The 22,777-nt window shown below is 69.4% G+C and carries 12 protein-coding genes; 9 read left to right on the top strand and 3 right to left on the bottom strand.

Features of this window, described 5'->3' with window-relative positions; genetic code table 11:
* The gene (locus K8640_RS17670; protein WP_223748093.1) at nucleotides 1–1,491 is read right to left on the bottom strand and encodes a hypothetical protein; all 1,491 of its coding nucleotides are present in this window, start codon (nucleotides 1,489–1,491) and stop codon (nucleotides 1–3) included.
* A gap of 190 nt (nucleotides 1,492–1,681) precedes the next feature.
* On the opposite strand from K8640_RS17670, the gene ruvX reads away from it, so the two are divergent.
* Entirely contained in the window at nucleotides 1,682–2,152 is a 471-nt protein-coding gene (gene ruvX / locus K8640_RS17665; RefSeq protein WP_223748092.1) for a Holliday junction resolvase RuvX, read from the top strand.
* Between the two features lie 10 nt (nucleotides 2,153–2,162).
* Here ruvX and K8640_RS17660 read toward each other — a convergent pair whose 3' ends face one another.
* Nucleotides 2,163–3,746: a glycosyltransferase family 39 protein gene (locus K8640_RS17660; RefSeq protein WP_223748091.1), complete on the bottom strand. Its 1,584-nt coding sequence runs from the start codon at nucleotides 3,744–3,746 to the stop codon at nucleotides 2,163–2,165.
* Nucleotides 3,747–4,361: 615 nt separating this feature from the next.
* Between K8640_RS17660 and K8640_RS17655 the strand changes: the two genes are divergently transcribed.
* From K8640_RS17655 to K8640_RS17645, 3 genes are read left to right on the top strand one after another with little or no spacing between them, the layout of a single operon-like run.
* The gene (locus tag K8640_RS17655) at nucleotides 4,362–6,425 is read left to right on the top strand and encodes a PrkA family serine protein kinase (RefSeq protein WP_141332033.1); all 2,064 of its coding nucleotides are present in this window, start codon (nucleotides 4,362–4,364) and stop codon (nucleotides 6,423–6,425) included.
* Nucleotides 6,426–6,451: 26 nt separating this feature from the next.
* Nucleotides 6,452–7,561 (top strand): DUF444 family protein, encoded by a 1,110-nt coding sequence (locus K8640_RS17650; protein WP_141332034.1) that lies wholly within the window; start codon nucleotides 6,452–6,454, stop codon nucleotides 7,559–7,561.
* 40 nt (nucleotides 7,562–7,601) lie between these two features.
* A complete protein-coding gene (locus K8640_RS17645; RefSeq protein ID WP_223748090.1) occupies nucleotides 7,602–9,095 on the top strand; it encodes a SpoVR family protein in 1,494 nt (497 codons plus the stop codon).
* Between the two features lie 24 nt (nucleotides 9,096–9,119).
* Here the strand turns inward: K8640_RS17645 and K8640_RS17640 are convergent, their stop codons facing one another.
* On the bottom strand, nucleotides 9,120–10,154 hold the full coding sequence (locus tag K8640_RS17640; RefSeq protein WP_194869484.1) for a serine/threonine-protein kinase: 1,035 nt from the start codon (nucleotides 10,152–10,154) through the stop codon (nucleotides 9,120–9,122).
* 206 nt (nucleotides 10,155–10,360) lie between these two features.
* Between K8640_RS17640 and K8640_RS17635 the strand changes: the two genes are divergently transcribed.
* The 5 genes from K8640_RS17635 (at nucleotide 10,361) to K8640_RS42875 (ending at nucleotide 22,744) form a co-directional block, all read left to right on the top strand.
* Nucleotides 10,361–11,257, top strand: a complete 897-nt coding sequence (locus K8640_RS17635) for a sigma-70 family RNA polymerase sigma factor (RefSeq protein ID WP_223748089.1) — start codon at nucleotides 10,361–10,363, stop codon at nucleotides 11,255–11,257.
* Between the two features lie 250 nt (nucleotides 11,258–11,507).
* On the top strand, nucleotides 11,508–12,857 hold the full coding sequence (locus K8640_RS17630; protein WP_223748088.1) for a S8 family serine peptidase: 1,350 nt from the start codon (nucleotides 11,508–11,510) through the stop codon (nucleotides 12,855–12,857).
* A gap of 29 nt (nucleotides 12,858–12,886) precedes the next feature.
* Nucleotides 12,887–14,743: a Hint domain-containing protein gene (locus K8640_RS17625; RefSeq protein WP_223748087.1), complete on the top strand. Its 1,857-nt coding sequence runs from the start codon at nucleotides 12,887–12,889 to the stop codon at nucleotides 14,741–14,743.
* Between the two features lie 162 nt (nucleotides 14,744–14,905).
* The gene (locus tag K8640_RS17620) at nucleotides 14,906–18,646 is read left to right on the top strand and encodes a choice-of-anchor A family protein (RefSeq protein WP_223748086.1); all 3,741 of its coding nucleotides are present in this window, start codon (nucleotides 14,906–14,908) and stop codon (nucleotides 18,644–18,646) included.
* 192 nt (nucleotides 18,647–18,838) lie between these two features.
* Entirely contained in the window at nucleotides 18,839–22,744 is a 3,906-nt protein-coding gene (locus K8640_RS42875) for a M36 family metallopeptidase (RefSeq protein WP_370640358.1), read from the top strand.
* The last annotated feature ends 33 nt before the right edge of the window (nucleotides 22,745–22,777 follow it).

Here is a 22,777-nt window from a genome sequence, read left to right as displayed (position 1 = left end):
TCAGGCTCCGCGCAGGTTGGAGATGGCCGTCTTCGCCATCTCGTTGAACTTGGCGGACATGTTGCTCATCAGGTCGAACATGGCCTTGCGCTTCTCCAGCAGCCGCTGCAGCCGCAGCTCCAGCTCGCGCATGTCCCCGTCGAGCTTCGCCGCCTTCTTCTTGTCCACGTCCGTGGTGCCCAGCGTCGCGCGGTCCTCGCCCGCGGTCGCCATCTGCTCCATCACCTCCATGATTTCGGTGTCCGTGTCGCTGGAGATGGCGCCGAGGATCGCCTGCACCTTGTCCTCGATGCTCATGCGCGGGTTGTCGACGATGCCGCGAACACTCGAGCTCGCCTTGCTCGGCGTGTTCGTCTTCACGTCCTTCGACTGCTCCAGCTCCGCCTTCACATCCAACCAGCCGATGATGCCGTCGCGCCCGTCGATGCCCGCCGCCATCTCCAGCCGGTCGAAGTACTCCGGGTGGTCCTTGAAGAACTGCGCGGCCTTCTTCAGCGTCGAGGACGCTCCCTGATTGTTCAGCAGCGCCAGCATGTCCGCGCGAGTCACGCGGTCATCCTTCACGCCCGACGCCGTGTCGAACGTCCCCCAGTTGTCGCGCAGCACCGCCACCGCCTCGAGGTACTCGCGGAAGTCCGGGTCCTTCGACGTGGGCGGCTTGCCGCCCCCCACCGGCCCCGCGCCGCCCGAGCCATTCGAACCACCCGTGCCACCGGTGCCTCCCGTACCGCCCGTGCCACCTCCGGTCCCCGGTGACGGATTGCCCGGCGGGGTGGGACGCGGCCCCGGGGACGGCCCACCGGTGGTGGGCGGAGGCGTCGTGCCGGGCGGGCAGTCCTCCTGCTTGGGCGGGGACACCGGCGGCGCCGTCGGCCGGCCATAACGGGCGAACTCCTCCCCCACCCGCTTGAGCTCCGCGCGGACGCCCGACAGCTTGATGCGGTCGTCGTTGTAGATGCTCCCCAGGACCGGCATCAGCGACGAGAGCAGCCCCCGCGAGTCCACCCGCTCGAACAGCGCCGCGTTCTGCGTGAGGAACCGGGCCGCGTCGCGAAGCTGCGGGGACAGGCTGGCGTCGTTGGCCGCGCGCCGCAGCTCCTCCTTCGACAGCGAGCCGGACTTCTTCCCGTCCGCGAGGTCCAGCTGCTCGAAGTTCGCCTCCAGCACCTTCAGCGCGGCCTCGTACTCCAGCATCTTCGGGTCCAACGCGCTGGTGCTCGCGGGCAGCAGCGGGGCATAGCCCTGGGTCTTCCCGGCGGCCCCCGCCGAGGTCGCGTACTCCGTCTTCGCCGCCGGGTTCTTCTTCAGCTCCTCCGCCACGCCCGCCACGCCCGTCCCCGCCTGCAGCACGTTGCCCGTCATGACGCCCGTGGCGGCCTTGATGGAGCTGGAGACGAGCGGAGAGAGAGTCCCCGCGTCCCCCGCCCCCTCCATCGCCGTGCCCTCCGGGCGGGCCAGCAGGTTCGTCGCGCTCTTCAAGAAGTCCACCATGAGTCCTCCCACGCGGCGGGTTGATGGAGTGCCGCGCGATGACTCGTGGGGGTTGCAGCGACGGTGCCGGCAGGCGGCCCGGCGACCACGCGAGCGAATTCCGTCGGTTAGCCGGACTGACAACCCGGGCACGTCCCCGTCAACGGACGGCGCGGTCCGTGAGGGAGGATGCGGTTAAGTTGCGCCACGCATGCGAACCCTGGGTTTGGACTTCGGAACCAAGACCATCGGCGTGGCAGTCTCGGATGGCCTGGGCCTCACCGCCCAGGGCGTCACCACCATTCGCCGCACGTCCCTCAAGGCGGACCTGGCCGCCCTCGGCGCCCTGGCGCGCGAGCACGAGGCGGACCGCTTCGTCCTCGGCCTGCCGCTCAACATGGACGGCTCGGAGGGCCCCCGCGCGGAGGCCTCGCGCAAGTTCGCGGACGCCCTGACGCAGGCGCTCGGCATCCCGGTGGAGCTCTGGGACGAGCGGCTGTCCACCGTGGCCGCCACGCGCACGCTCCTGGAAGCGGACGTCAGCCGCGCCCGCCGCAAGGAGGTCATCGACCAGGTGGCCGCCCAGTTCATCCTCCAGGGCTGGCTGGACGCGCGCCGCCCCAGGGACACCGACTACCACCCGGACGACTACGACGACGACGAGCCCGGACACTCCGGGTGACGCCGGGCGGCTACGGCCGGCGCCGGTAGACGTGCAGCGGAGCGGTGAAGCCGTCCAGCTCCTCGTAGGCGACGCCGTCCAACGTCAGCGTGCGCCCCTCCAGCCTCACCCCGGGGTCCTTCGCCAGCGAGCCCTGGTCGAAGCGCACCAGCACCTCCGGCCGTGCCTCCCCCAGGAGCTTGCGGAAGGTGTCCCAACGCACGCGCGCGATGCGCTCCTCGGGCAGCCCGGAGAAGAAGGCCACCTGCAGGTCCATGTAGTTGGGGTCCGTATCCAGCGCGAGCGCCCCGCCCTTCTCGGCCACCTCCGCCTTCACGAAGTCCGCCACGCGCATCACCGGCACGGGGTTGGTCGACGTGGGGCTCACCGGCCGCAGCGACGTCTGCAGGCGCCCGTCGTCGCGGAACGTGTACAGGCCCAGCGCCACCGGCAGCACCACCGCGAGCAGCGCGGACACCCCCGCCACCGCCTTGCGCGCGCCCTCGCCGCGCGAGCCCATCAGCGCCCAGAAGCCGAACGCGACGAACACCGGCACCACCGCCAGCTGCGTCACCGTGAAGCGCCCCAGCGGCACGAAGTTGAGCAGCACCACCGCGCGGAACGTGAAGTACGCCGCGGGCACCGCCGCCGCCGCCACCAGCCAGCGCGTGTCCGGCCGCGCCTTCCACGCCTTCACCATGCCCCACAGACCGAGCAGCCCCACGCCCGGCGTCAGGGTGAAGAGCGCCACGCCCGGCCAGAAGAACAGCTGCTGCGCGCGCCAGCCGATGGCCGCCCCCGAGCCCGCCGAGGAGAGCACCCAGTCCCGGTGGAAGTCCTCCACCGCCTTCACCGGGTAGAACGGGTCGCCGTGCATCAGCTCGTTGCCCTGCATCCACAACAGGGGGAACGGCAGGCACGCCAGGCCGAAGCCCACCGCGCGCGTCACCGCCGCCACCTTGTCCTGGCTGCTGAAGAACAGCCCCAGGCACAACAGCGGGATGTACATCCACGCGTCGTAGCGCAGCGCGCACGCCAGGTTGAGCATCAGCGCGGCCTGGAACAGCGGCGCGAAGCGGTTCTCGTCCACCCCCTCCGCGTAGAACGCGAACGCGGCCAGCATGAAGAACAGCGACACCGCCTCGCTGCCCGCGGTGGTGGAGAACTGCAGGTGCATGCCCCACGCGCTGAACACCAGCGCTGCCACCACGCCCGCACGCCAGTCGAACAGCCGCCGCGTCAGCGCGAACAACGGCACCACCGACAGCACGCCGAACAGCAGGCTCACCACGCGCCCGGCCACCTCCCGGTCGAACACCGACAGCGCGATGCCCACCAGGTACAGGTGCAGCGGCCCGAACTGGTACGCGCCATCACCGTACGCGGTGATGAGGTGCGGGGCGCGCAGCCACCGCTCCGCCAGCTCCGTGCGCACCACCGCGTCGCCGTACAGGTTCTCGTTCACGAAGAAGACGAGCAGCCGGGGCACCAGCGCCACCGCCAACAGCACTCCGATGAGGAGGCGCGTGCTCGGCTCGGGCGCGGGGGACGGGACCGCCGCGAGACTCGGCACGGAGGACGGAGGGTGGGAGACAGAGGTAGGTGCGGTCGCCATGACGCGCGGCAGGATACGCAGGCACGGCCCAAAGCCAAGCCGGCGACCCCGTCTTCTCCAGCCTCCCCGCAGCCGACTTCACCCTCAGCGAACCGCGCGCCGGAGCGAGCACACCGCCGCCCTCGCGCGCCCCGGAGGCACAGCGGGCCCGAGCCAACGTGTACCGCGTGGCGAATGTATCACCCTTCGGTGCAGGCACGCCCGCCTGGCTGCTGTCAGGGATGTCTTGGCGCCCCTCACCTGCACCGCCGACATGTGGAAGGAACACAGACGCCGCCCCACAGCCAGCCAACAGTCCGCCTCCGGCAAGGCCGTCAGGCGTTCAATACCCCTCGCGTTCCGGGGGGGCACCTACCCCGTTGCACGCGCCGCCCTATAATCACCCTTGCCTCTTCACCCCGTGGAGGGGGCGCGCCTGTTCCGGCGTCCTGCCCCTGACACGAGCGTAACGCGCGGTCCCATTCCGCGGCGGGGTCCCGAATTGGCTGCAGGGCTGTCGTGCCTGGGACCTCGGCGGGATGGTTGTGGAATGGCAATCCAGCCCTCCAGGTTCACCATTCTGGCCCCCTAGGGCGCGAGTGCCTCGCACCCCAGGCCGGCTTCCGAGGGAGAGACATGAGGGACGCTGAGAAGGGTTCGTGGGTCTCCAAAATCGCCGCGCTCCAGGACGCGAAGACCTACGCGGAGCTCAACTGGGAAGGCAACTTCGAGGAGTACCTCGAAATCGTCCGGAAGAACCCCAAGGTGACACGCACCGCCTTCCAGAGGATCTACGACATGATCCTCAGCCACGGGAAGACGGAGTACATCGACAACAAGAAGAAGCTCATCCGCTACCACTTCTTCAGCGACGAGAAGTTCGGCGGCAAGGACGCCATCTTCGGCCTGGATGTGCCGCTGATGAAGCTGGTGAACGTCTTCAAGTCCGCCGCCCAGGGCTACGGCACCGAGAAACGCGTCATCCTGCTGCACGGCCCCGTGGGCTCGTCCAAGTCCACCATCGCGCGGCTGCTCAAGAAGGGCACCGAGGACTACTCGAAGACGCCCGAGGGCGCCGCGTACACCTTCTCCTGGACCACCGACAAGAAGCTGCCGGACGGAACCGTCGTGAAGGAGAAGATGAAGTGCCCCATGAACGAGGAGCCGCTCAACCTGGTTCCCCGCGAGTGGCGCGCCAAGGTCTACCAGGAGCTGTCGCCGCCGGACTCCGGCTACACCATCCCGGACGGCTCGGAGCTGTGCCCCGCCTGCCGCTTCGTCTTCAAGGACCTGATGACCCAGTACCACGGTGACTTCGCGCGGGTGATGGACCACGTGCGCGTCAACCGCCTGGTCTTCAGCGAGAAGGACCGCGTGGGCATCGGCACCTTCCAGCCCAAGGACGAGAAGAACCAGGACTCCACCGAGCTCACCGGTGACATCAACTACCGGAAGATCGCCGAGTACGGCTCGGACTCCGACCCGCGCGCGTTCAACTTCGACGGCGAGTTCAACATCGCCAACCGCGGCATCATCGAGTTCGTCGAGGTGCTCAAGCTGGACGTCGCCTTCCTCTACGACCTGCTCGGCGCGTCGCAGGAGCACAAAATCAAGCCGAAGAAGTTCCCGCAGACGGACATCGACGAGGTCATCCTCGGCCACACCAACGAGCCCGAGTACAAGAAGCTCGAGAACAACGAGTTCATGGAGGCCCTGCGCGACCGCACGGTGAAGATCGACGTGCCGTACATCACCAAGCTCGCCGAGGAGGTGAAGATCTACGAGAAGGACTTCAACTCCCGCGCCATCAAGGGCAAGCACATCGCGCCGCACACGCTGGAGATGGCGGCCATGTGGGCGGTGCTCACGCGCCTGGAGGAGCCCAAGAAGCACAACCTGTCGCTCCTGCAGAAGCTCAAGCTCTACAACGGCAAGACGCTCCCCAACTTCACCGAGGACAACATCAAGGAGCTGCGCAAGGAGAGCATCCGCGAGGGCCTGGAGGGCATCTCCCCGCGCTACATCCAGGATAAAATCTCCAACGCGCTGGTGAGCGACAAGGGCGAGGGCTGCATCAACCCCTTCATGGTCCTCAACGAGCTGGAGGCGGGCCTCAAGACGCACTCGCTCATCAACAACGAGGACGCGCGCAAGCGGATGAAGGAGCTGCTCACCTCCGTGAAGCAGGAGTACGAGGACATCGTCAAGAACGAGGTCCAGCGCGCCATCAGCGCCGACGAGGACGCCATCGGCAAACTGTGCGGCAACTACATCGACAACATCAAGGCCTACACCCAGAAGGAGAAGGTCAAGAACAAGTACACCGGCCTCTACGAGGAGCCGGACGAGCGGCTGATGCGGGCCATCGAAGAGAAGATCGACATCCCCGACAGCCGCAAGGACGACTTCCGGCGCGAAATCATGAACTACATCGGCGCGCTGGCGGTGGAGGGGAAGACCTTCAACTACCGGACCAACGAGCGGCTGCACAAGGCGCTCGAGCTGAAGCTGTTCGAGGACCAGAAGGACAGCATCAAGCTCAAGAACCTCGTCTCCTCCGTCGTGGACAAGGAGACCCAGGAGAAGATCGACCTGGTGAAGGACCGGATGATGAAGAACTACGGCTACTGCGAGATCTGCTCCACCGACGTGTTGAACTTCGTGGCGAGCATCTTCGCCCGCGGCGACGCGAAGGAGTAACCACCTCAGGAGAAGGGCGAGCCGTCGTGACCTTGAAGATCCACCAGGACCACTCCCGCTTCAAACAGATCGTCCGCGGGAAGATCAAAGCCAACCTGCGCAAGTACGTGCAGAAGGGCGAGATGATTGGGAAGAAGGGCAAGGATGCCATCAGCATCCCCATCCCCTTCATCGACATCCCCCGCTTCAAGTACGGCCACAAGGAGCAGGGCGGCGTCGGACAGGGTGACGGCGAGGTGGGCCAGCAGCTCGGCCCCGGGGCGGTGGAGCCCGGGGACGGGCACCAGGCCGGCCAGGGTGAGGGAGACCACGCCCTGGAGGTGGATGTCACGCTCGAGGAGCTGGCGCAGATACTGGGCGAGGAGCTGCAGCTGCCCCACATCGAGCGGCGCCAGAACGAGAAGATCATCACCCAGAAGATTCGCTACACCGGCATCAACACCACCGGCCCCGAATCCCTGCGCCACTTCAAGCGCACCTTCAAGCAGGCCCTGCGCAGACAAATCGCCGCCGGCACCTACGACGCCGCCAGGCCCGTCATCATCCCCACCCGCGAGGACCGCCGCTACCGCAGCTACAAGCTGCAGGACCTCCCGGAGACCAACGCCGTCATCATCTACATGATGGACGTGTCCGGCTCCATGGGTGACGAGCAGAAGGAGATCGTCCGCATCGAGAGCTTCTGGCTCGATACGTGGCTGCGCCACCAATACAAGGGCCTGGAGGCGCGCTACATCATCCACGACGCGGTGGCGCGCGAGGTGGACCGCGACACGTTCTTCCATACCCGCGAGTCCGGCGGGACGATGATCTCCAGCGCCTACAAGCTCTGCCGCGACATCATCCTGGCCGACTACCCGAAGAGCGCCTGGAACGTCTATCCGTTCCACTTCAGCGACGGGGACAACTGGAGCGCGGACGACACGCGCCAGTGCATCGAGATGCTGCGCAACGACGTGCTGCCCAACGTCAACCAGTTCGCCTACGGACAGGTGGAGTCCCCCTACGGCAGCGGTCAGTTCATCAAGGACCTTCGCGAGGCGGTGGGTGACACCCCCAACGTCGCGCTCAGCGAAATCGCGGACAAGGACGCCATCTACGCGTCCATCAAGGACTTCCTCGGCAAGGGACGCTGAAGAGCCAGCGCCCCCACCTGTCCTCCGGAGAGACTTCCCGATGCCCAAGAGCCTTACGCCCCGTCTCGCCGCGCTGAGGGATGAGATCCACGGCTACGCGAAGGAGTTCGGACTCGACTTCTTCGACACCGTCTTCGAGATGGTGTCCTACGACGAGATGAACATGGTCGCCGCCTACGGCGGCTTCCCCACCCGCTACCCGCACTGGCGCTGGGGCATGGAGTACGAGCAGCTCTCCAAGGGCTACGAGTACGGCCTGAGTAAAATCTACGAGCTCGTCATCAACAACGACCCCTGCTACGCGTACTTGATGGAGAGCAACCCGGAGGTGGACCAGAAGCTGGTCATGGCCCACGTCTACGGTCACTGCGACTTCTTCAAGAACAACTTCTCCTTCCGCCACACCAACCGGCGGATGATCGACGAGATGGCCAACCACGCCACGCGGGTGCGCCGCTGGGTGGACAAGATCGGCGTGGAGAAGGTCGAGGACTTCATCGACCGGACCCTGAGCCTGGAGAACCTCATCGACCAGCACTCGCCCCACATCCGGCGCAACCCGGACCCCAGGCGCGCCGAGGACGAGCTCAAGTCCAACGAGCGCGTGGAGGGCTTCAAGGTCGGCCGCGAGTACATGCGCGGCTACATCAACCCGTCCGAGTTCCTCGACTCCCAGCGCAAGAAGGTGGAGGACGAGAAGCAGCGGGCCAAGAAGTTCCCCGAGCGCCCCCAGCGCGACGTGCTGCTCTTCCTCCTGGAGGAGGCGCCGCTGGAGCCGTGGGAGTCGGACATCCTGGCCATCCTCCGCGAGGAGGCCTACTACTTCGCGCCCCAGGGCCAGACCAAGATCATGAACGAGGGGTGGGCCAGCTACTGGCACTCCACCATCATGACCCGCAGGGCGCTGCGCGACGACGAAATCATCGACTACGCGGACCACCACTCCGGCACCATGGGGACGCGCCCCGGCGCCATCAATCCCTACAAGCTGGGCATCGAGCTGTGGCGGGACATCGAGGAGCGCTGGAACAAGGGCCGCTTCGGCAAGGAGTGGGACGAGTGTGATGACCTGCGCGCCCGCCGCAACTGGGACAAGAAGCTGGGCGCCGGACGCGAGAAGATCTTCGAGGTCCGCAAGCACTACAACGACATCACCTTCATCGACACGTTCCTGACGCCCGAGTTCGCGATGGAGCAGAAGCTCTTCGTGTATGGCTTCAACGACAAGCGCAACTCGTGGGAGATCCTCGACCGCGAGTTCCGCAAGGTGAAGAGCAAGCTGTTGCAGGGGCTCACCAACTTCGGCCAGCCCATCATCGAGGTGGTGGACGGCAACCACGAGAACCGCGGGGAGCTGTTGCTCGCGCACAAGCACGACGGCCAGGACCTCAAGGGTGACTACGCCCGCGAGACGCTGCGCAACCTCCAGTCCCTGTGGCGCCGCCCCGTCAACATCATCACCCGCTACGACAACAAGGGCGTGATGCTGCGCTTCGACGGGACGAACCAGACGGAGAAGAAGGTGGAGCTGTAGCGCCCCAAGCAGCCGGAGACCCGCTCACGGGCGGGTCTCCGCGATGGCGGCGGACCGCACGGGCGCGAAGCCTGCGGCCGGCCCCTGCGACACCAGACGCTCCAGCGCGGTGCACAGCGCATCCACGCGGCCGAAGCGCGCGGACGGGTCCTCCTCCAGACAGCGCTCGACGGCCTCCGCGAAGTCCAGGTCGATTCCCGGCACCAGGTCCACCAGCGGCACCAGCGCGGCCGCCACCCGGCCCGCCTCCAGGTCCGCACCGGAGGCGCGCACATGCGGGACACGCCCCGTGCACAGCTCGTACACGAGCAGCCCCAGGGCATACAAATCACTCTGCGGCGTGGCCGGCGCCCCCAGGCGCACCTCGGGCGCCATGTAGCGCGGCGTGCCGACGACGCCCGGCACGGCCCACGGCTTCGAGCGGTCCGTCCCCACGAAGGCCGCGAGCCCGAAGTCGAGCAGCTTGATGCTGCCATCCGCGTCCAGGATGGCGTTGCCCGGCTTCACGTCCCGGTGGAGCACCCCGCGCTGATGCGCGGCCCTCAAGCCCCGCGAAAGCCCCAGCGCGATGTCCAGCACGTACCGCCACGGCAGGGGCGGCGCCAGCTCCGCCAGGCTCTTGCCGTCCACGTACTCGTACACCAGATACGGCCGCCCCTCGACCTGCCCCGCCCGGAACACGGTGACGACGTTGGGGTGCTTGATGCGGGCGATGGCGCGCGCCTCGATGGCGAAGCTGTCCAACGTGCTGGTGTCCGGCTCCAGCGCGACGCTCAGCTTGAGCGCGACGAGCCGGTCCAACGACGTGTCATGCGCCAGGTACACCGCGCCCATGCCCCCCCGCCCCAACAGCCGCACCAGGTGGAACTCGTCCAGCACCCCGGGCGGCACCCAGGTCCGCGCCACCGTGGGCCCCCAGGCAGGCGCGGGCGCGTCCACGCTCCCCGTCTGGCTGCGCATGACGGCGACCAGCAGCTCCCGACACGCGGGGCACTCGGCGGCGTGGCGATGGACGCGCCCCCTCGCCGCGCCGTCCAGCCGCTCCTCGACGAGCGCCACCACGTCTTCCTCGCACAGGCAGCCGGATGTAAGGATTTGACACCCCCCTGTATGCCCCCGGTCAGAGCCTCTCACAAAACGGACTTCATCCGGTAAAGCGAGAAACTCTCCCCTTTCATGCCCAAAGACGACCTTCACTCAGATTAACCCGCACTCAGAGTAAGTCAGGCTCCATCGGTTATAATGGCGGCATGGAGGAGGGGGGCTTGGCATTCGCACCGTTATTCCTGGCGCATGCGGGCGTCCCGCCGGAGGACGTCACGCCCGAGGTGTTGGAGCCGTGGCTGTCACGGCTCTGGAACGAAGGCCGGGAGCACTGGCCGGACATCCCGTTGGGCGCCGAGAGCTTCATGCGACACCTGGCCCTCCACCTCCCGCGCCTGGCGCCGGGCGAGGACTGGGGGACGGCGCTGGAGCGGCTCGAGGCCGGCGACCTCTATCTGGCGTGCGGCTGCGTGCAGGGACTGGGCACGGCGCTCGCCGCCTTCGAGCGGCACCACATGGCCAGCGTGCCGACGGTGCTCGCGCACATGCGGCTGCCGGCGGCGATGGTGGACGAGGTGCGTCAGCAGGTCCGTGAGCGGCTGCTGGTGCGCACCGCCGCCGCGCCCCGCATCGCCGAGTACTCCGGCCGGGGCACCCTGGCCAACTGGGTGCGGGTGGTGGCCCTGCGCACGGCCCTGAGCCTGCTGCGCAAGTCCCAGGAGCCCTGCCCGTCGAGCGACACCGTCCTGGAGCTGCTGCCCACGCCCGCGCCCGACCCCGAGCTGGAGGCCATCCAACGCCGGTACCACGACGCGTTCCGGAAGGCCTTGGAGGACGCCTTCGCCATCCTCCCCGGAGAGCACCGCTACCTGCTGCGCCTCCACTTCGTGGACCGCCTCTCCACCCCGAAGCTCGGCACCCTCTTCGGCGTCAACCAGTCCACCGTCTCGCGCTGGCTGCACAGCGCCCAGCAGGCCGTGCACGACGAGACGCGGCGCCTGCTCAAGGAACGCCTGGACCTCTCCTCCCAGGAGTTCACCAGCGTCCTGCGCAGCGTGGAGAGCCATCTGCATCTCAGCCTCACGCGCATCCTCGATGAAACAATTCACCCAAAGTGAATATCGAGAATTGATGCATAGGTTGATTCGGGCGTGCGTCTTCAAGACGCGAACGTCGCTCGGGCCCGCCTGGGGCTCGCGCTCACGCCATCCACGTCCACGCCTCCCCCCGCGGTAGCGGAAGCCCTCCGCCGCCGCGGACATCCCCCGTCCATCCCGAGAGGCCCCGTGTCGGCGCGGGCGTCGCTCGGCCCACCCAGACCGAGACACCATGCGGCCCCTGCCCCGACGTGCCCATCCCTTGCTTGGAATGAAGCTTGAGGCCCTGCCCTTGTTGGGGGCGCTCGTCCTGGGATTCATCGCCTGCGAGGAGCGCCCGCCCCAGGGCGCCTCCGCCCAGGGGCCCGGTTCGGCTCCGAAGCTGGCGCCGTTGGGCCGCGCCCCCGAGGCGCGGCGCGTCCCCGACGAGTACATCGTCGTCTTCTCCGAGGGCATCACGGGGCAGGCCATCGACTCGGCTGTGGGCCGGGTGGCGCGCGCGGGCGGCATCAATCAGGTGCGGCACCGCTACCAGCTCATCCCCGGGTTCGCGGCGCGCCTGGACAGCGCCCAGGTGGAGCGGCTGCGCGCCGAGCCGGGCGTGGCCCTCATCGAGGAGGACCAGCAGGTCACCCTCAGCGCCACGGTGCCCAGCCCCGCGGACGGCATCGACCGGGTGGACCAGCGCCAGGGGCGCGACGGCCAGTACAACGACTTCGACAACACGGGCGCCGGGGTGCACGTGTACGTGCTCGACACGGGGCTCAACACGGAGCACTCGGAGTTCACCGGACGGGTGGGCTCGTCACAGAGCTTCGTGCCGGATGGCCGGGGCATCGAGGACTGCCACGGCCATGGCACCCATGTGGCCAGCACCGCCGTGGGCACGCTCTATGGCATGGCCAAGGAGGCCACCGTGCACCCGGTGCGGGTGCTGCGGTGCAACGGCCTGGGGACCTGGGGGGCCATCATCGCGGGCATGGACTTCGTGCGCGCCGACTGTCCCCGGCAGGACGGGCCCTGCGTCGCGAACGTGAGCATCACCGGGCCGCTGTACGTGCCGGCGAACCTGGCCGCCGCGGCGCTGGTCAACGCGGGCATCCCGGTGGTGGTGGCCGCGGGCAATGACGACCTGAACGCCTGCACCCAGTCCCCCGCGAGCGAGCCCCTGGTCATCACCGTGGGCGCCGTCGACGACGCGGACGTCCGGGCGACGTTCTCCAACTGGGGCCCGTGCGTGGACATCTTCGCGCCGGGGGTGAGCATCCTCGGCGCCTGGATGGGCGACGCGGTGGCGAGCGTCGTCGACGAGGGCACGTCCATGGCCAGCCCCCACGTCGCCGGCGCGGTGGCGCAATACCTGGGCACCCACCGCACCGCCACGCCCGCGCAAATCGTCGCCAACCTGCGCGACTCCGCCACGCTCGAGTGCGTGGAGGACCTGAAGGGCTCGCCCGACTCGCTGCTCTTCAGCGACCTGACGCAGGGCAACGGCTTCTGCGTGGGCGAGGCCAACAGCTGCGTGGGCCTGTGCGGCGTGGGCGCGGAGGGCTGCTTCTGCGACCCGAGCTGCCTGGAGTTCAACGACTGCTGCCCCGACTTCCAGCAAGTCTGCATGTGAGAGCCGTTCCAAGCGGAGGAGGAAACACCATGTCACGAGCACGTCGTTTTCTGGTGATGGGTAGCACCGCCTGCCTGGCCCTGCTGTCGGGCTGCACCTCCAGTCCCCACGAGCAGCAGGTGGCGGACTTCGGCCGCACGCTGCGCGGGCTCGGCGACGCCACCCGGCTGAGCCAGGCCGAGTGGACCACGTACCGGGCGGACGAGGCCTACCTGCATTCCATCGCCAAGCCGGACGTGCGCGTCCGGTTGAACCTGGCGGACCCGGCCCAGTACCGCTTCGCGAAGGCGCGCCTGAAGCTGGCGGGCAAGACGCCGGAGAACTCGCCGTACCTGTTCGAGGCGCTGGCCGCGCGCCAGAAGGAGCACGTGTCGCGGGGCTTCGCGCCGGGCCAGCTGTCGTCGGAGGACGCCGGGCTGGCGACGTCCGCCGAGCGCAAGGAGATGCACGCCATCGAGTCGGCCAACGCGGGTGAGACCACACGCGAGGAGAACGACGGGCAGGGCGTGTCCACGTCCACCTTCCCGGGCGGCACGTACTACACGTACACGGACACCAACTTCACCGACCAGACGGGCCACCCGCTCACCCAGCTCGCCTGGGCGGAGGAGTACGACCAGGGCACCAACCTCACCGTCCCGACCACCGCGAACCTGGGGCTCACCCAGCTGGGCCGCTACCGGGTCTCCTCGTACAAGGTCGAGGACTCCGTCGAGGGGTTCAAGGACTCGTACCTCTACTCGGAGTTCGGCTCGCCGCCGGGCACCACCTCCACGCGCCCCACGTACTCCGCGCTCACCGTCCAGGCGCCCGTGGACACGGTGCTCAACGACAACCTCATCTCCGTGTGCCTCAACCGCACGTGGACCCAGGACTGCGACTACGACCTGACCGGCACCCCGCAGGCCATCAAGCTGCCCCTCAAGGGGCAGCTGTCGCTCACCTCCGCGCCCCACACCTTCGACCAGGCGAAGATCAACCAGTTCAAGGCGGACCTGGCCCTGGGGACGCCGACGTATGAGGTGGGCCACCTCAAGCTCATCCTCACCAACGCGGGCGGCGGCTGCGACGTGACGGACGGCAACCTCATCGAGGCGAGGATGGGGCAGTTCTGGGACCGCGCCTCCCTCAGCGCCGACAAGAAGACCTTCTCCTGGGATTTGACGGGCGCCCACGCGGCCTTCTTCGACGACGGCTGCCGCCAGGTGCAGGACGAGGTGAAGCTCACGTTGAAGATCGTCCTGCCCGTCGTCGGGACGGGCGGCGCCACGTACCAGTCCTCCGTGACGCTGAGCAACGACCGCGCCGTGCCGCGCCCGGACTACACCTTCAAGAAGATCACCGTCACCAACAGCTGCCTGGCGGCGGGGACGCAGATCGCGCTGGCCGAGGGCAAGGTGGCGCCCGTGGAGTCGCTCAAGGCCGGCGACAAGGTGAAGAACCCGCACCAGCCCACGCTCACCGTCATGGACACGGCCGTGGGCACCGAGACGGTGCCCATGGTGCGCATCCGCAGCGCGGCGGGCCACAGCCTGTTGATGACGGAGATGCACCCCATCCAGGTCCTGGCGCGCGGCATGGTGCAGGCCCGCGCCCTCAAGCAGGGCGACGTGGTGATGACCCAGGCGGGCCCCAGCAGGCTCGTCGAGGTCAGCCGCGAGCCGTACGCCGGCAAGGTGTACAACGTGAAGGTCGGCTCGGACGCGGAGAAGCTCGCGCTCGCCCAGGACCAGACGGTGGTCTACGCCAACGGCTTCGTCGTGGGTGACGGGCAGATCCAGCAGAAGTACGAGTCCATCGCCCAGACGCAGAAGAGCGCCGACGTGCTGGCCTCGCTGCCGTCCCGGTGGCACCGCGACTACAAGCTGGCCGCCCGGCGCCAGTAGCCGCCCAGCAGCGAGGGCGCGGCCCCGAAGGCCTCCGCGCCCCTCGCCCGACGTCATCACCCTTCCAGACCGCCGGCCATCCAGTGGAAGTCCGCTGGATGGCCGTGCCCGTTGCCGCCCCGCCGTTCGCCTCCCGCCGCCCCAGACCTCGGAGTGAACCTGATGCAGCCTCGCAACGTCCCCCTGCTCCCGCTCGTCCTCGCGCTGGCCCTGGCATGTGGCGACGCCAGCCCTCCCGAAGCCTCACCGCCCCAACAGCAATCCCAAGCGACGCTCCGGGAGGAGGCGCAGCGCGCGGAGCGGCGGCGCATCGCGAGCCGCCAGGTCGTGCAACCCGCGGCCCAGCTCGCGCAGGCCACCGCGCCCGACCTGGCCGCGGCGCTGGACATCCCCGCGGGCATGCTGGTGAGCAGCCAGCTCACCGCGCCCGCGCCCGACCAGACGACGAAGGTCATGTCAAACTACGGCATCATCACCCCGCGCAAGGGCCCCTCGCTCATCGTGCTGGGCACCGGCTACGTCAATGACCGCGCCCGGCTGCCCGAGCCCGGCACCGACTTCGCCCCCGAGGGGGCCGAGGGGGACGTCGTCACCCTGCGGCTCACCCTGAACGTGCCCGCGGGCATGACGCGGCTGTCGTTCGACTACCGCTTCCTGAGCGCCGAGTCGCCCGACTTCGTGGGCAGCGAGTACAACGACCAGTTCACCGCGCACGTGCAGGACGCGCAGGGCACGCGCCTGGCCGAGCAGACCTCGGTCAACAGCGCGCACTTCTTCGACGCCTCCGCCACGCGCGCCAAGGACACCCAGTTCGACGTGCTGCTCGCGGACGACCCCTCGGGCGTGGACTTCTTCCCGGCGACCTACCCGGACGGCATCCAGCTCTTCCCGGACGCGGGCATCACCGACTTCAAGACGGTCAACGTGGCCATCGCCGGCGGCGGGCCGGTGACGCTCGTCTTCGAGATCCGCGACCTGGGCGACGGCATCCTGGACTCCAGCGTGGTCATCGACAACGTGAGCATCTCCAGCCTGGAGAAGATCGACCCCAACCCCATCCTCATCGACCCGCTGCTGCGCAAGGTGGAGACCAACCCGGGCCGGCTCGCCACGCTGGGCACGCCCGCCAGCGGCGTCGCCGCCGACGGCGTCAGCGTCATCCTGCTGCGCGCGCGGCTGCCGGGCCCCGGCACCCTGCGCTTCAAGCTGGGCGACACGCACCTGCCCGCCAACGGAGGGCTCAGCCTGGTGGGCTCCTCGGACGCCCCCACCAACGTCATCGACGCGACCGCCCAGCAGGTCGCGACCAACCAGTACTACGCCTTCGCGCTCTACACCGCGCCCGAGGACTTCATCCGCCCGGGCCAGGAGACCGCCGACAAGCTGCTCAAGAAGCGCGCCGTGACGCTCTCCACCCTCTACACCCCGGCCAATGGGACGCCCTTCCCGGACACCCACGAAATCGAGGTGGTCCGTCCGCCCATCGTGGCCATCCATGACCTGTGGTCCGACTGCCAGTACTGGGAGTGGCACGCGGGAATCTCCTCCAACATCCTGTTCGACGTGACGTGCGCCGACTACTCGACGACCAGCTCGGAGAGCATCGACTCGGAGGCGAACCGCGCCGCGCTCGGCAAGGCCATCCGGGAGGCGCTGCTGGAGATGCGCCTGCGCTACATCGCCGTCACCCAGGTGGACGCGCTCGCCCACGGCATGGGCGGCATCATGGCGCGCAGGTTCGCCGCGAGGAGCGACTACCTGCGCGCCGACAACTTCAACAAGGGAGACCTCAACCGGCTCATCCTGCTGAACACGCCCCACGCGGGCAGCGCCATCGCCAAGGCCATCGTCGACACCCGCAACCACATGAAGGGGACGGCCAGCTACCAGGTCGCCTGGGACGAGCTGAAGCTGGAGATGCTCCGGGACTTCAACGTCTCGCTCGAGGTGAACTCGGGCACCACGTCCTTCGAGGACCTGCAGCCGGGCAACCCCCTGCTCACCTCCGTGGGCGTGACGAACGTGCCCACCCACGTGCTGGTGAGCCTCAACGGGAAGAACATCGAGCGTCCCCAGGGACAGGGCATGCTCTTCGACCACATCAAGGTCCTCTACACCAACATGGAGGCGTACCACCCGCTGGTGGACAAGCTCACGCCCCCCGCGAACTGGAACCTCATCATGCGCGCGAAGACCTCGCGCAACCCGCAGCAGGCCGCGCAGCCCAGCCGGCTGTTCTGCGACAAGGACTACGACATGTTCGCCTCGGAGGCGGACCAGCGCGGAGGCGCGCCCACCACCGCCACGACGTCCTTCGCCATGGACGCGAGCGTGCCGGACCTCGAGCACTTCAAGACGCCCTCCAACACCAGCTACTACGCGAGCATCGTCAACCTGCTCAACAGCCCCGTGGCCAGTGACAGCTTCGCCCCGTCCCTCCCCGCCCCCGTCGCGGCCACCAACTGCCCGCCGCCGGACGCGGGAGGCGGCGGGGCGTGGATGCCCGACGACGAGCAGCTCGCGCCGGAAGAGGAGCCGCTGCCCGTCATCACCGGGTGGGAGCGCCCCTCGCCCCTGCTGGCCTCCGGCGGGATGCGCATCGTGTCCCCCGCGCCCGGCACGGCGGTGAGCCCCGGGAGCACCCTCACCGTGGTGACCGAGGGCACCGGCGGCTTCGCGCCCCACCTGGTCTATGTCTCGAGCACCGACAAGGCGGTCGTCATCCCCGAGGCGCCCTTCACCACCACGTTCCAGGTGCCACCCCACGCCATCGGCACGGTGCAGCTGGTCGCCACGGGCATCGACGACGCGCGCCAGCGCAGGTCGTCGCCGCCCGTGTCCCTGCAGGTCGTCTCCTCCGCGCAGCTCAACCTCATCTCCGTGCTCAACGGCGATGGCGTCCTGCACGGGGTGGGCTCCACGCGCAACCTGGTGGTGACGGGCCTCTACAACGACGGAATCAAGCGCGACATCACCTCCCAGGCGGTGGGGACGGTGTACTCGTCATCGAACGAGGCCATCGCCACGGTGTCGACCGCGGGCGTCGTCACCGCGCAGGGGCCTGGCATCGCCACCATCGTCATCCGCAACGGGCCGGCCGTCACCAGCATCTCCGTCACCGTCGTGGAGCAGCGCGTGGAGCACTGCATCCAGGTCCGCCTGGCTGACTACAACCTCCTCGTCGCGGAGGACTACCGACAGGGCAATGACGTGGCGGGCCGCGTCGCCGCCGGCGGCAGCATCTTCCTCAAGGACTTCCGCGTGGGCTGGAACCTGCCCGACACCGACACCGACAACCTCCTGGTCGCCGGGAGGGACCTGAACCTGAACAACGGCACCGTCTGGGGTCACGCCCGGTTCGGCGACCGCTACCTGCCCGCGGGCACCCTCACCTTCCCGCGCGGCTCGGTCACCCGCGGCACGCCCATCCCCTTCACCGACGTCCTCGGCTCGCTGCGCAAGCTCTCCGCGGACCTGGCCGCCCTGCCCCAGCAGGGCACCACCACCCTCGAGCCCTGGGGTGGAATCTTCCTGCGGGGCACCCACCCCAAGGTGAATGTCTTCCACGTCCAGGCCAGCGCCATCGCCAGCGCGGCGCTGCTCACCATCGAAGCCCCCGCCACCTCGCTCGTCGTCATCAACGTCCGAGGCACCTCCCCCCTGTTCACCAACTTCGGACATGTCTTCGCCGGCGGCATCGACGAGCACGGCGTGCTCTTCAACCTCCCGGAGGCCACCACGCTCACCGCGTTTGACTATGGCTTCTACGGAACAGTCCTTGCACCCCATGCCCACGTCTCCTTCAGTGATGGAGCCTGGGTGGGCGGCCTCTACGCGCGCTCGATGACAGGCAATGCGGTTGGCCATCTGGGCCAGCTGCGGGATAGTGATATCTGTCGATGAAGGCTTCGGGTCCCCTCGCGGGGACTCGCGCGACATTTCGTGGGGGGTCAAGTGCCCAAGCGTCCAGGGAGCGGTGTCTCCGTCGTGGTACTGGCCCTCGCCTGCTGGGGCGGGTGCGCGGTGGAGCCCCCCACGCCAGGCCCCGTCGACTCGCGCTCGCGGGCCGACGGGGCGGCGGAAAAACCTCACATCGTGACAGTGCTGTCGCGGGACGAGGCGCGGGGCCACCCCACGGTGGTGTGGGCCGGGCAGCGTGGCGCGGCGCCAGGCCTGCGTGTCCATGACACCCCGGAGGCCGCGGCCCGCGTCTATCTGGAACAACAAGCGTCACTGTATGGTTTGAGTGCCGCTGATCTGGCGTCGGTGTATGTCCATCGGGTCCACGACACGGGCCGGGGCGGCATCATCGTGTTCTTCCGCCAGCGGGTGGCGGGCCTGGAGGTGGGGCGCACCGAGCTGAAGGTGCTGCTGGACCGGGGGCTGGAGCTGGTGGGGCTCACGGGGAACCTGCACGGCGGCGTGGCGGCGATGCACGCGGACGCGACGCGGCTGACGCGGGACGGAGGCTTCACGCTGCCCGCGTCCGAGGCGGTGCTGCGGGCCCTGGGGGATGTGCATGGGCTGTCGCTGGTGGGCGAGGTGGTGGCCGCCGGCTTCGCGCACGCGGACGCGCCCCGCTTCGACCTGGCGCCCGGCGGCACGCTCCAACGCGCGGGCCTGCGGCTGGTGGAGCCTGCGCGCGTCACGCGGCTGTACTTCCCCTCCGGGGGCCGGCTGGTGCCCGCCTACGCCGTGGACGCGCTCTCCACGCGGGCCGGGGACGCCCCCGCGCGCGGCTTCCTGCACGTGCTCGACGCGGCCACGGGCCAGGTGCTGCTGCGCGAGGACCGGGTGGCGCAGGACGCCTATTCGTATCGCGTCTGGGCGGATGCGGACGGCACGCCCGCGGACAACCCCCACGAGGACTACTCGCCGCACCGCACGGGCAACCCCGAGACGGCCGAGCCCGGCTTCGTCGCGCCCCGACAGCTCACGCACGAGGGGCGGGTGCACGCGCAGTCGGGTCGCGTGTTCCCGTGGCTCCCCCAGGGCGCCACGACCACCTGGGGCAACAACGTCCACGCCTACGCGGACCACTTCGACCCGGATGGCTACACCGAGGGCCAGGACCGACGCGCGCAGGTGACGCCCGGCACGCGCGACTTCCCCCACGTCTACGACCCGGAAGCCGCGCCCCTCGACAGCGTGGAGCAGGTGTCCGCCTCGGTGGTGCAACTGTTCTACACCACCAACTGGCTGCACGATTACTTCTACGACTCGGGCTTCGACGAGGCGGCGGGCAACGCACAGGACGTGAGTCACGCTCCGGGAGGGCTGGGGGGAGACCCCGTGCTGGCCGAGGCGCAGAACCTGGGCCCGGACGCGCAGGCGCGAAACCTGGCCAGCGCGTACGTGCCCCGGGACGGGCTGTCGCCCCGGTTGGAGTTCTCGCTCTGGGACACGGAGGAGGCGCGCGCGTTCACCGTGGGCGGTACGCGCTACGTCACGGGCAAGGCCGAGTTCGGCCCGCAGCGCATCCAGCAGTCCCAGCATCCGCTGGCCCTGGCGGAGGACGGCACGGGCGCGGGCACCGACGCGTGCGAGCCGCTCCAGAACGACGTCACCGGGGCCATCGTCCTGGCGGACCGGGGCGGCTGCATCTACGAGCTCAAGGCGGTGAACGCGGAGAACGCGGGGGCCGCCGGGCTGGTCGTCATCAACCATGTCCCCGGCGAGCCGCCTCCGGAGATGCTCGACGTGGACGCGACGCTCACCACGGGCCTGGCCACGCTCTCCATCACGCTCGAGGACGGCCTGGCGCTCAAGGAGCTGCTGTCGCGCGGCTCGCTGACCGGCGCCATGACGCGCGCGCCCGTGCCCCTGCGCGACGCCTCGCTGGACAACACCATCGTCGCCCACGAGTGGGGGCACATCCTGTCCCGCCGCCTGACGCTCTGCGCGGAGCCGCAGTGCCGGGCCATGGGCGAGGGCTGGAGCGACTTCCTGGCCCTGCTCATGATGGTGCGGGAGACGGACGCGCCCCAGGGCACGTACGCGGTGGGCGCCCATGCGGCGCAGGCCTTCGGCCAGAGCACGTACTTCGGGGTGCGTCGCACGCCCTACTCCACGAACCTCGACCTCAACGGGCTGCGGCTGCGCCACATCGCCAACGACGCGGGCCTGCCCGACCAGGACTATCTGCGCGACAACGGCCTGGAGAACGCGCAGATGCACAACGCGGGCGAGGTCTGGGCCACCCTGCTCTTCGAGGCCTACCAGGCGCTGCTCGACGAGGGGCGCAAGAACGCCCGCCCCTTCGCGGAGACGCGGCGTCGCATGGCGGACTACGTCGTGGACGCGCTGCAGCTCGCGCCCGCGGACGCCACCTTCACCGAGCAGCGGGACGCGCTGCTGATGGCGGCCCGGGCCCGTGGGCGGCGGGACGACCTGGAGGCGATGGCCCGGGCCTTCGCGCGACGGGGCGCTGGCACGTGCGCGGTCTCCCCGCCCCGGGACTCCACCGAGCACAACGCGGTGGTGGAGGACGGCGAGGCCCACTCGGACCTCCGGTTGGCGGCCGTGCGCATCGTGGACGGGCGGCGCTCGTGCGACGCGGACGGCGTGCTCGACGCCTCGGAAGAGGGGCTCGTTCGCGTGGAGGTCCAGAACCACGGGCCCCTCCCCGCGCAGCGCGCGACGGTGCGGGTGGTCAGCGACGACGCGCTGCTGACGTTCCCCCGGGGGGCCTCCTTCACCGTGGCCGAGGTCGCGGCCTTCGGCACGGGCGTGGTCGAGGTCCCCATCGCGCTCGCCGCGTCGCTGTCGTCGGCGCGAAGCGCCAGCTACCGCGTCACCCTGGAGAGCAGCGAGGCGTGTCAGCGAAGCGTCGAGCAGGCCCACTCCGTGCTGCTCCACTATGACCTGGCGCCCGCCATGACGGACACGGTCGAGGGCCTGCGCACGACGTGGACCTCCACCGTGCTGGGCGGCACCGAGGAGCAGCGCTGGCGCGTCGTCCCCTCACCGCTCGACGCCCGGGACCAGGTCTGGTTCGCGCCGGACGTCTACGAGTTCTCCGACACGGCGCTGCAGACGCCCGTGCTGAGCATCCCCTCGGGGAACACGTTCGTCCTGTCGTTCGACCATCGGCATGGGTTCGACTTCCGGCACAACCCGGGGCCGAACACCTTCGACTACTGGAACGGCGGCGTCATCGAGCTCACCGAGGTGGTGGCGAACCAGCCGGACGACTGGAAGGACGTCACCGCCTGGGTGACGCCGGGCTACACCGGCACGCTCGACACCCGGACCGGGAACAGTCTGGGTGGCCGTCCCGCCTACGCCGCGAGGAACCCGCGCTGGCCGCAGCGGGAGCGCGTCACGCTGGACTTCGGCACCGCGCTGCAGGGCAAGACGGTGAAGCTGCGCTTCCGCGCGGCCTCGTCGCTCGTCTTCCGGGCCCACGGCTGGGAGGTCGACAACATCACCGTGCAGGGCACGGCCACGCCCCCCTTCCTCGAGCGCGTCGCGGAGTCCACCGCCCCCTGCCGTCCGCTCGCCGAGGCGGGCGTGGACCAGCGCGTGATTGCCGACGCCACGGTGACACTCGATGGCTCGGGCAGCTCGGACCGGGGCTCGGTGCCGCTCGCGTTCTCCTGGCGGCAGGTGGGCGGCGCCGCCGTGGCGCTGCGCGACGCGGACACGGCGGCCCCCAGCTTCACCGCCCCGGACGTGGGACCGGAGCAGGAGCTCCAGCTCGACTTCGAGCTGACCGTCCGCGTGGCCGATGTCGCCGCCACGGACAGGGTGACCGTCACCGTGAGGCCCAAGCCGACGGACCCGGACGCGGGCACTCCGGACGCGGGCACCCCGGACGCGGGCACGCCAGATGCCGGTCCTCCCCCACCCGACGCGGGTGAGGAGCCGGATGGGGGCCCCCCCTTCGAGCCGCCCCAGCGCCCCGGGATGCACAGCTGCGCCTCGGCGGGAGGGGGCGCGCCCCTGGGCCTCGTGGGCGCGCTGATGCTCCTCGCGGCCCGTCGCCGACGGCCGGCCTGAGGCCCCGCTTCCCGAAGCAGCCGAGCAGCCGAG

This window comes from Myxococcus sp. XM-1-1-1, assembly GCF_020037095.1.
Lineage (GTDB): Bacteria > Myxococcota > Myxococcia > Myxococcales > Myxococcaceae > Myxococcus > Myxococcus fulvus.
This window is presented reverse-complemented; position numbering and strand designations above follow the sequence as displayed.

Excerpts from the sequence above, each read along its gene's own strand:
- K8640_RS17670 (WP_223748093.1), bottom strand. The coding sequence starts at position 1,491 with ATGGTGGACTTCTTGAAGAGCGCGACGAACCTGCTGGCCCGCCCGGAG.
- ruvX (WP_223748092.1), top strand. The coding sequence starts at position 1,682 with ATGCGAACCCTGGGTTTGGACTTCGGAACCAAGACCATCGGCGTGGCA.
- K8640_RS17660 (WP_223748091.1), bottom strand. The coding sequence starts at position 3,746 with ATGGCGACCGCACCTACCTCTGTCTCCCACCCTCCGTCCTCCGTGCCG.
- K8640_RS17655 (WP_141332033.1), top strand. The coding sequence starts at position 4,362 with ATGAGGGACGCTGAGAAGGGTTCGTGGGTCTCCAAAATCGCCGCGCTC.
- K8640_RS17645 (WP_223748090.1), top strand. The coding sequence starts at position 7,602 with ATGCCCAAGAGCCTTACGCCCCGTCTCGCCGCGCTGAGGGATGAGATC.
- K8640_RS17630 (WP_223748088.1), top strand. The coding sequence starts at position 11,508 with ATGAAGCTTGAGGCCCTGCCCTTGTTGGGGGCGCTCGTCCTGGGATTC.
- K8640_RS17625 (WP_223748087.1), top strand. The coding sequence starts at position 12,887 with ATGTCACGAGCACGTCGTTTTCTGGTGATGGGTAGCACCGCCTGCCTG.
- K8640_RS17620 (WP_223748086.1), top strand. The coding sequence starts at position 14,906 with ATGCAGCCTCGCAACGTCCCCCTGCTCCCGCTCGTCCTCGCGCTGGCC.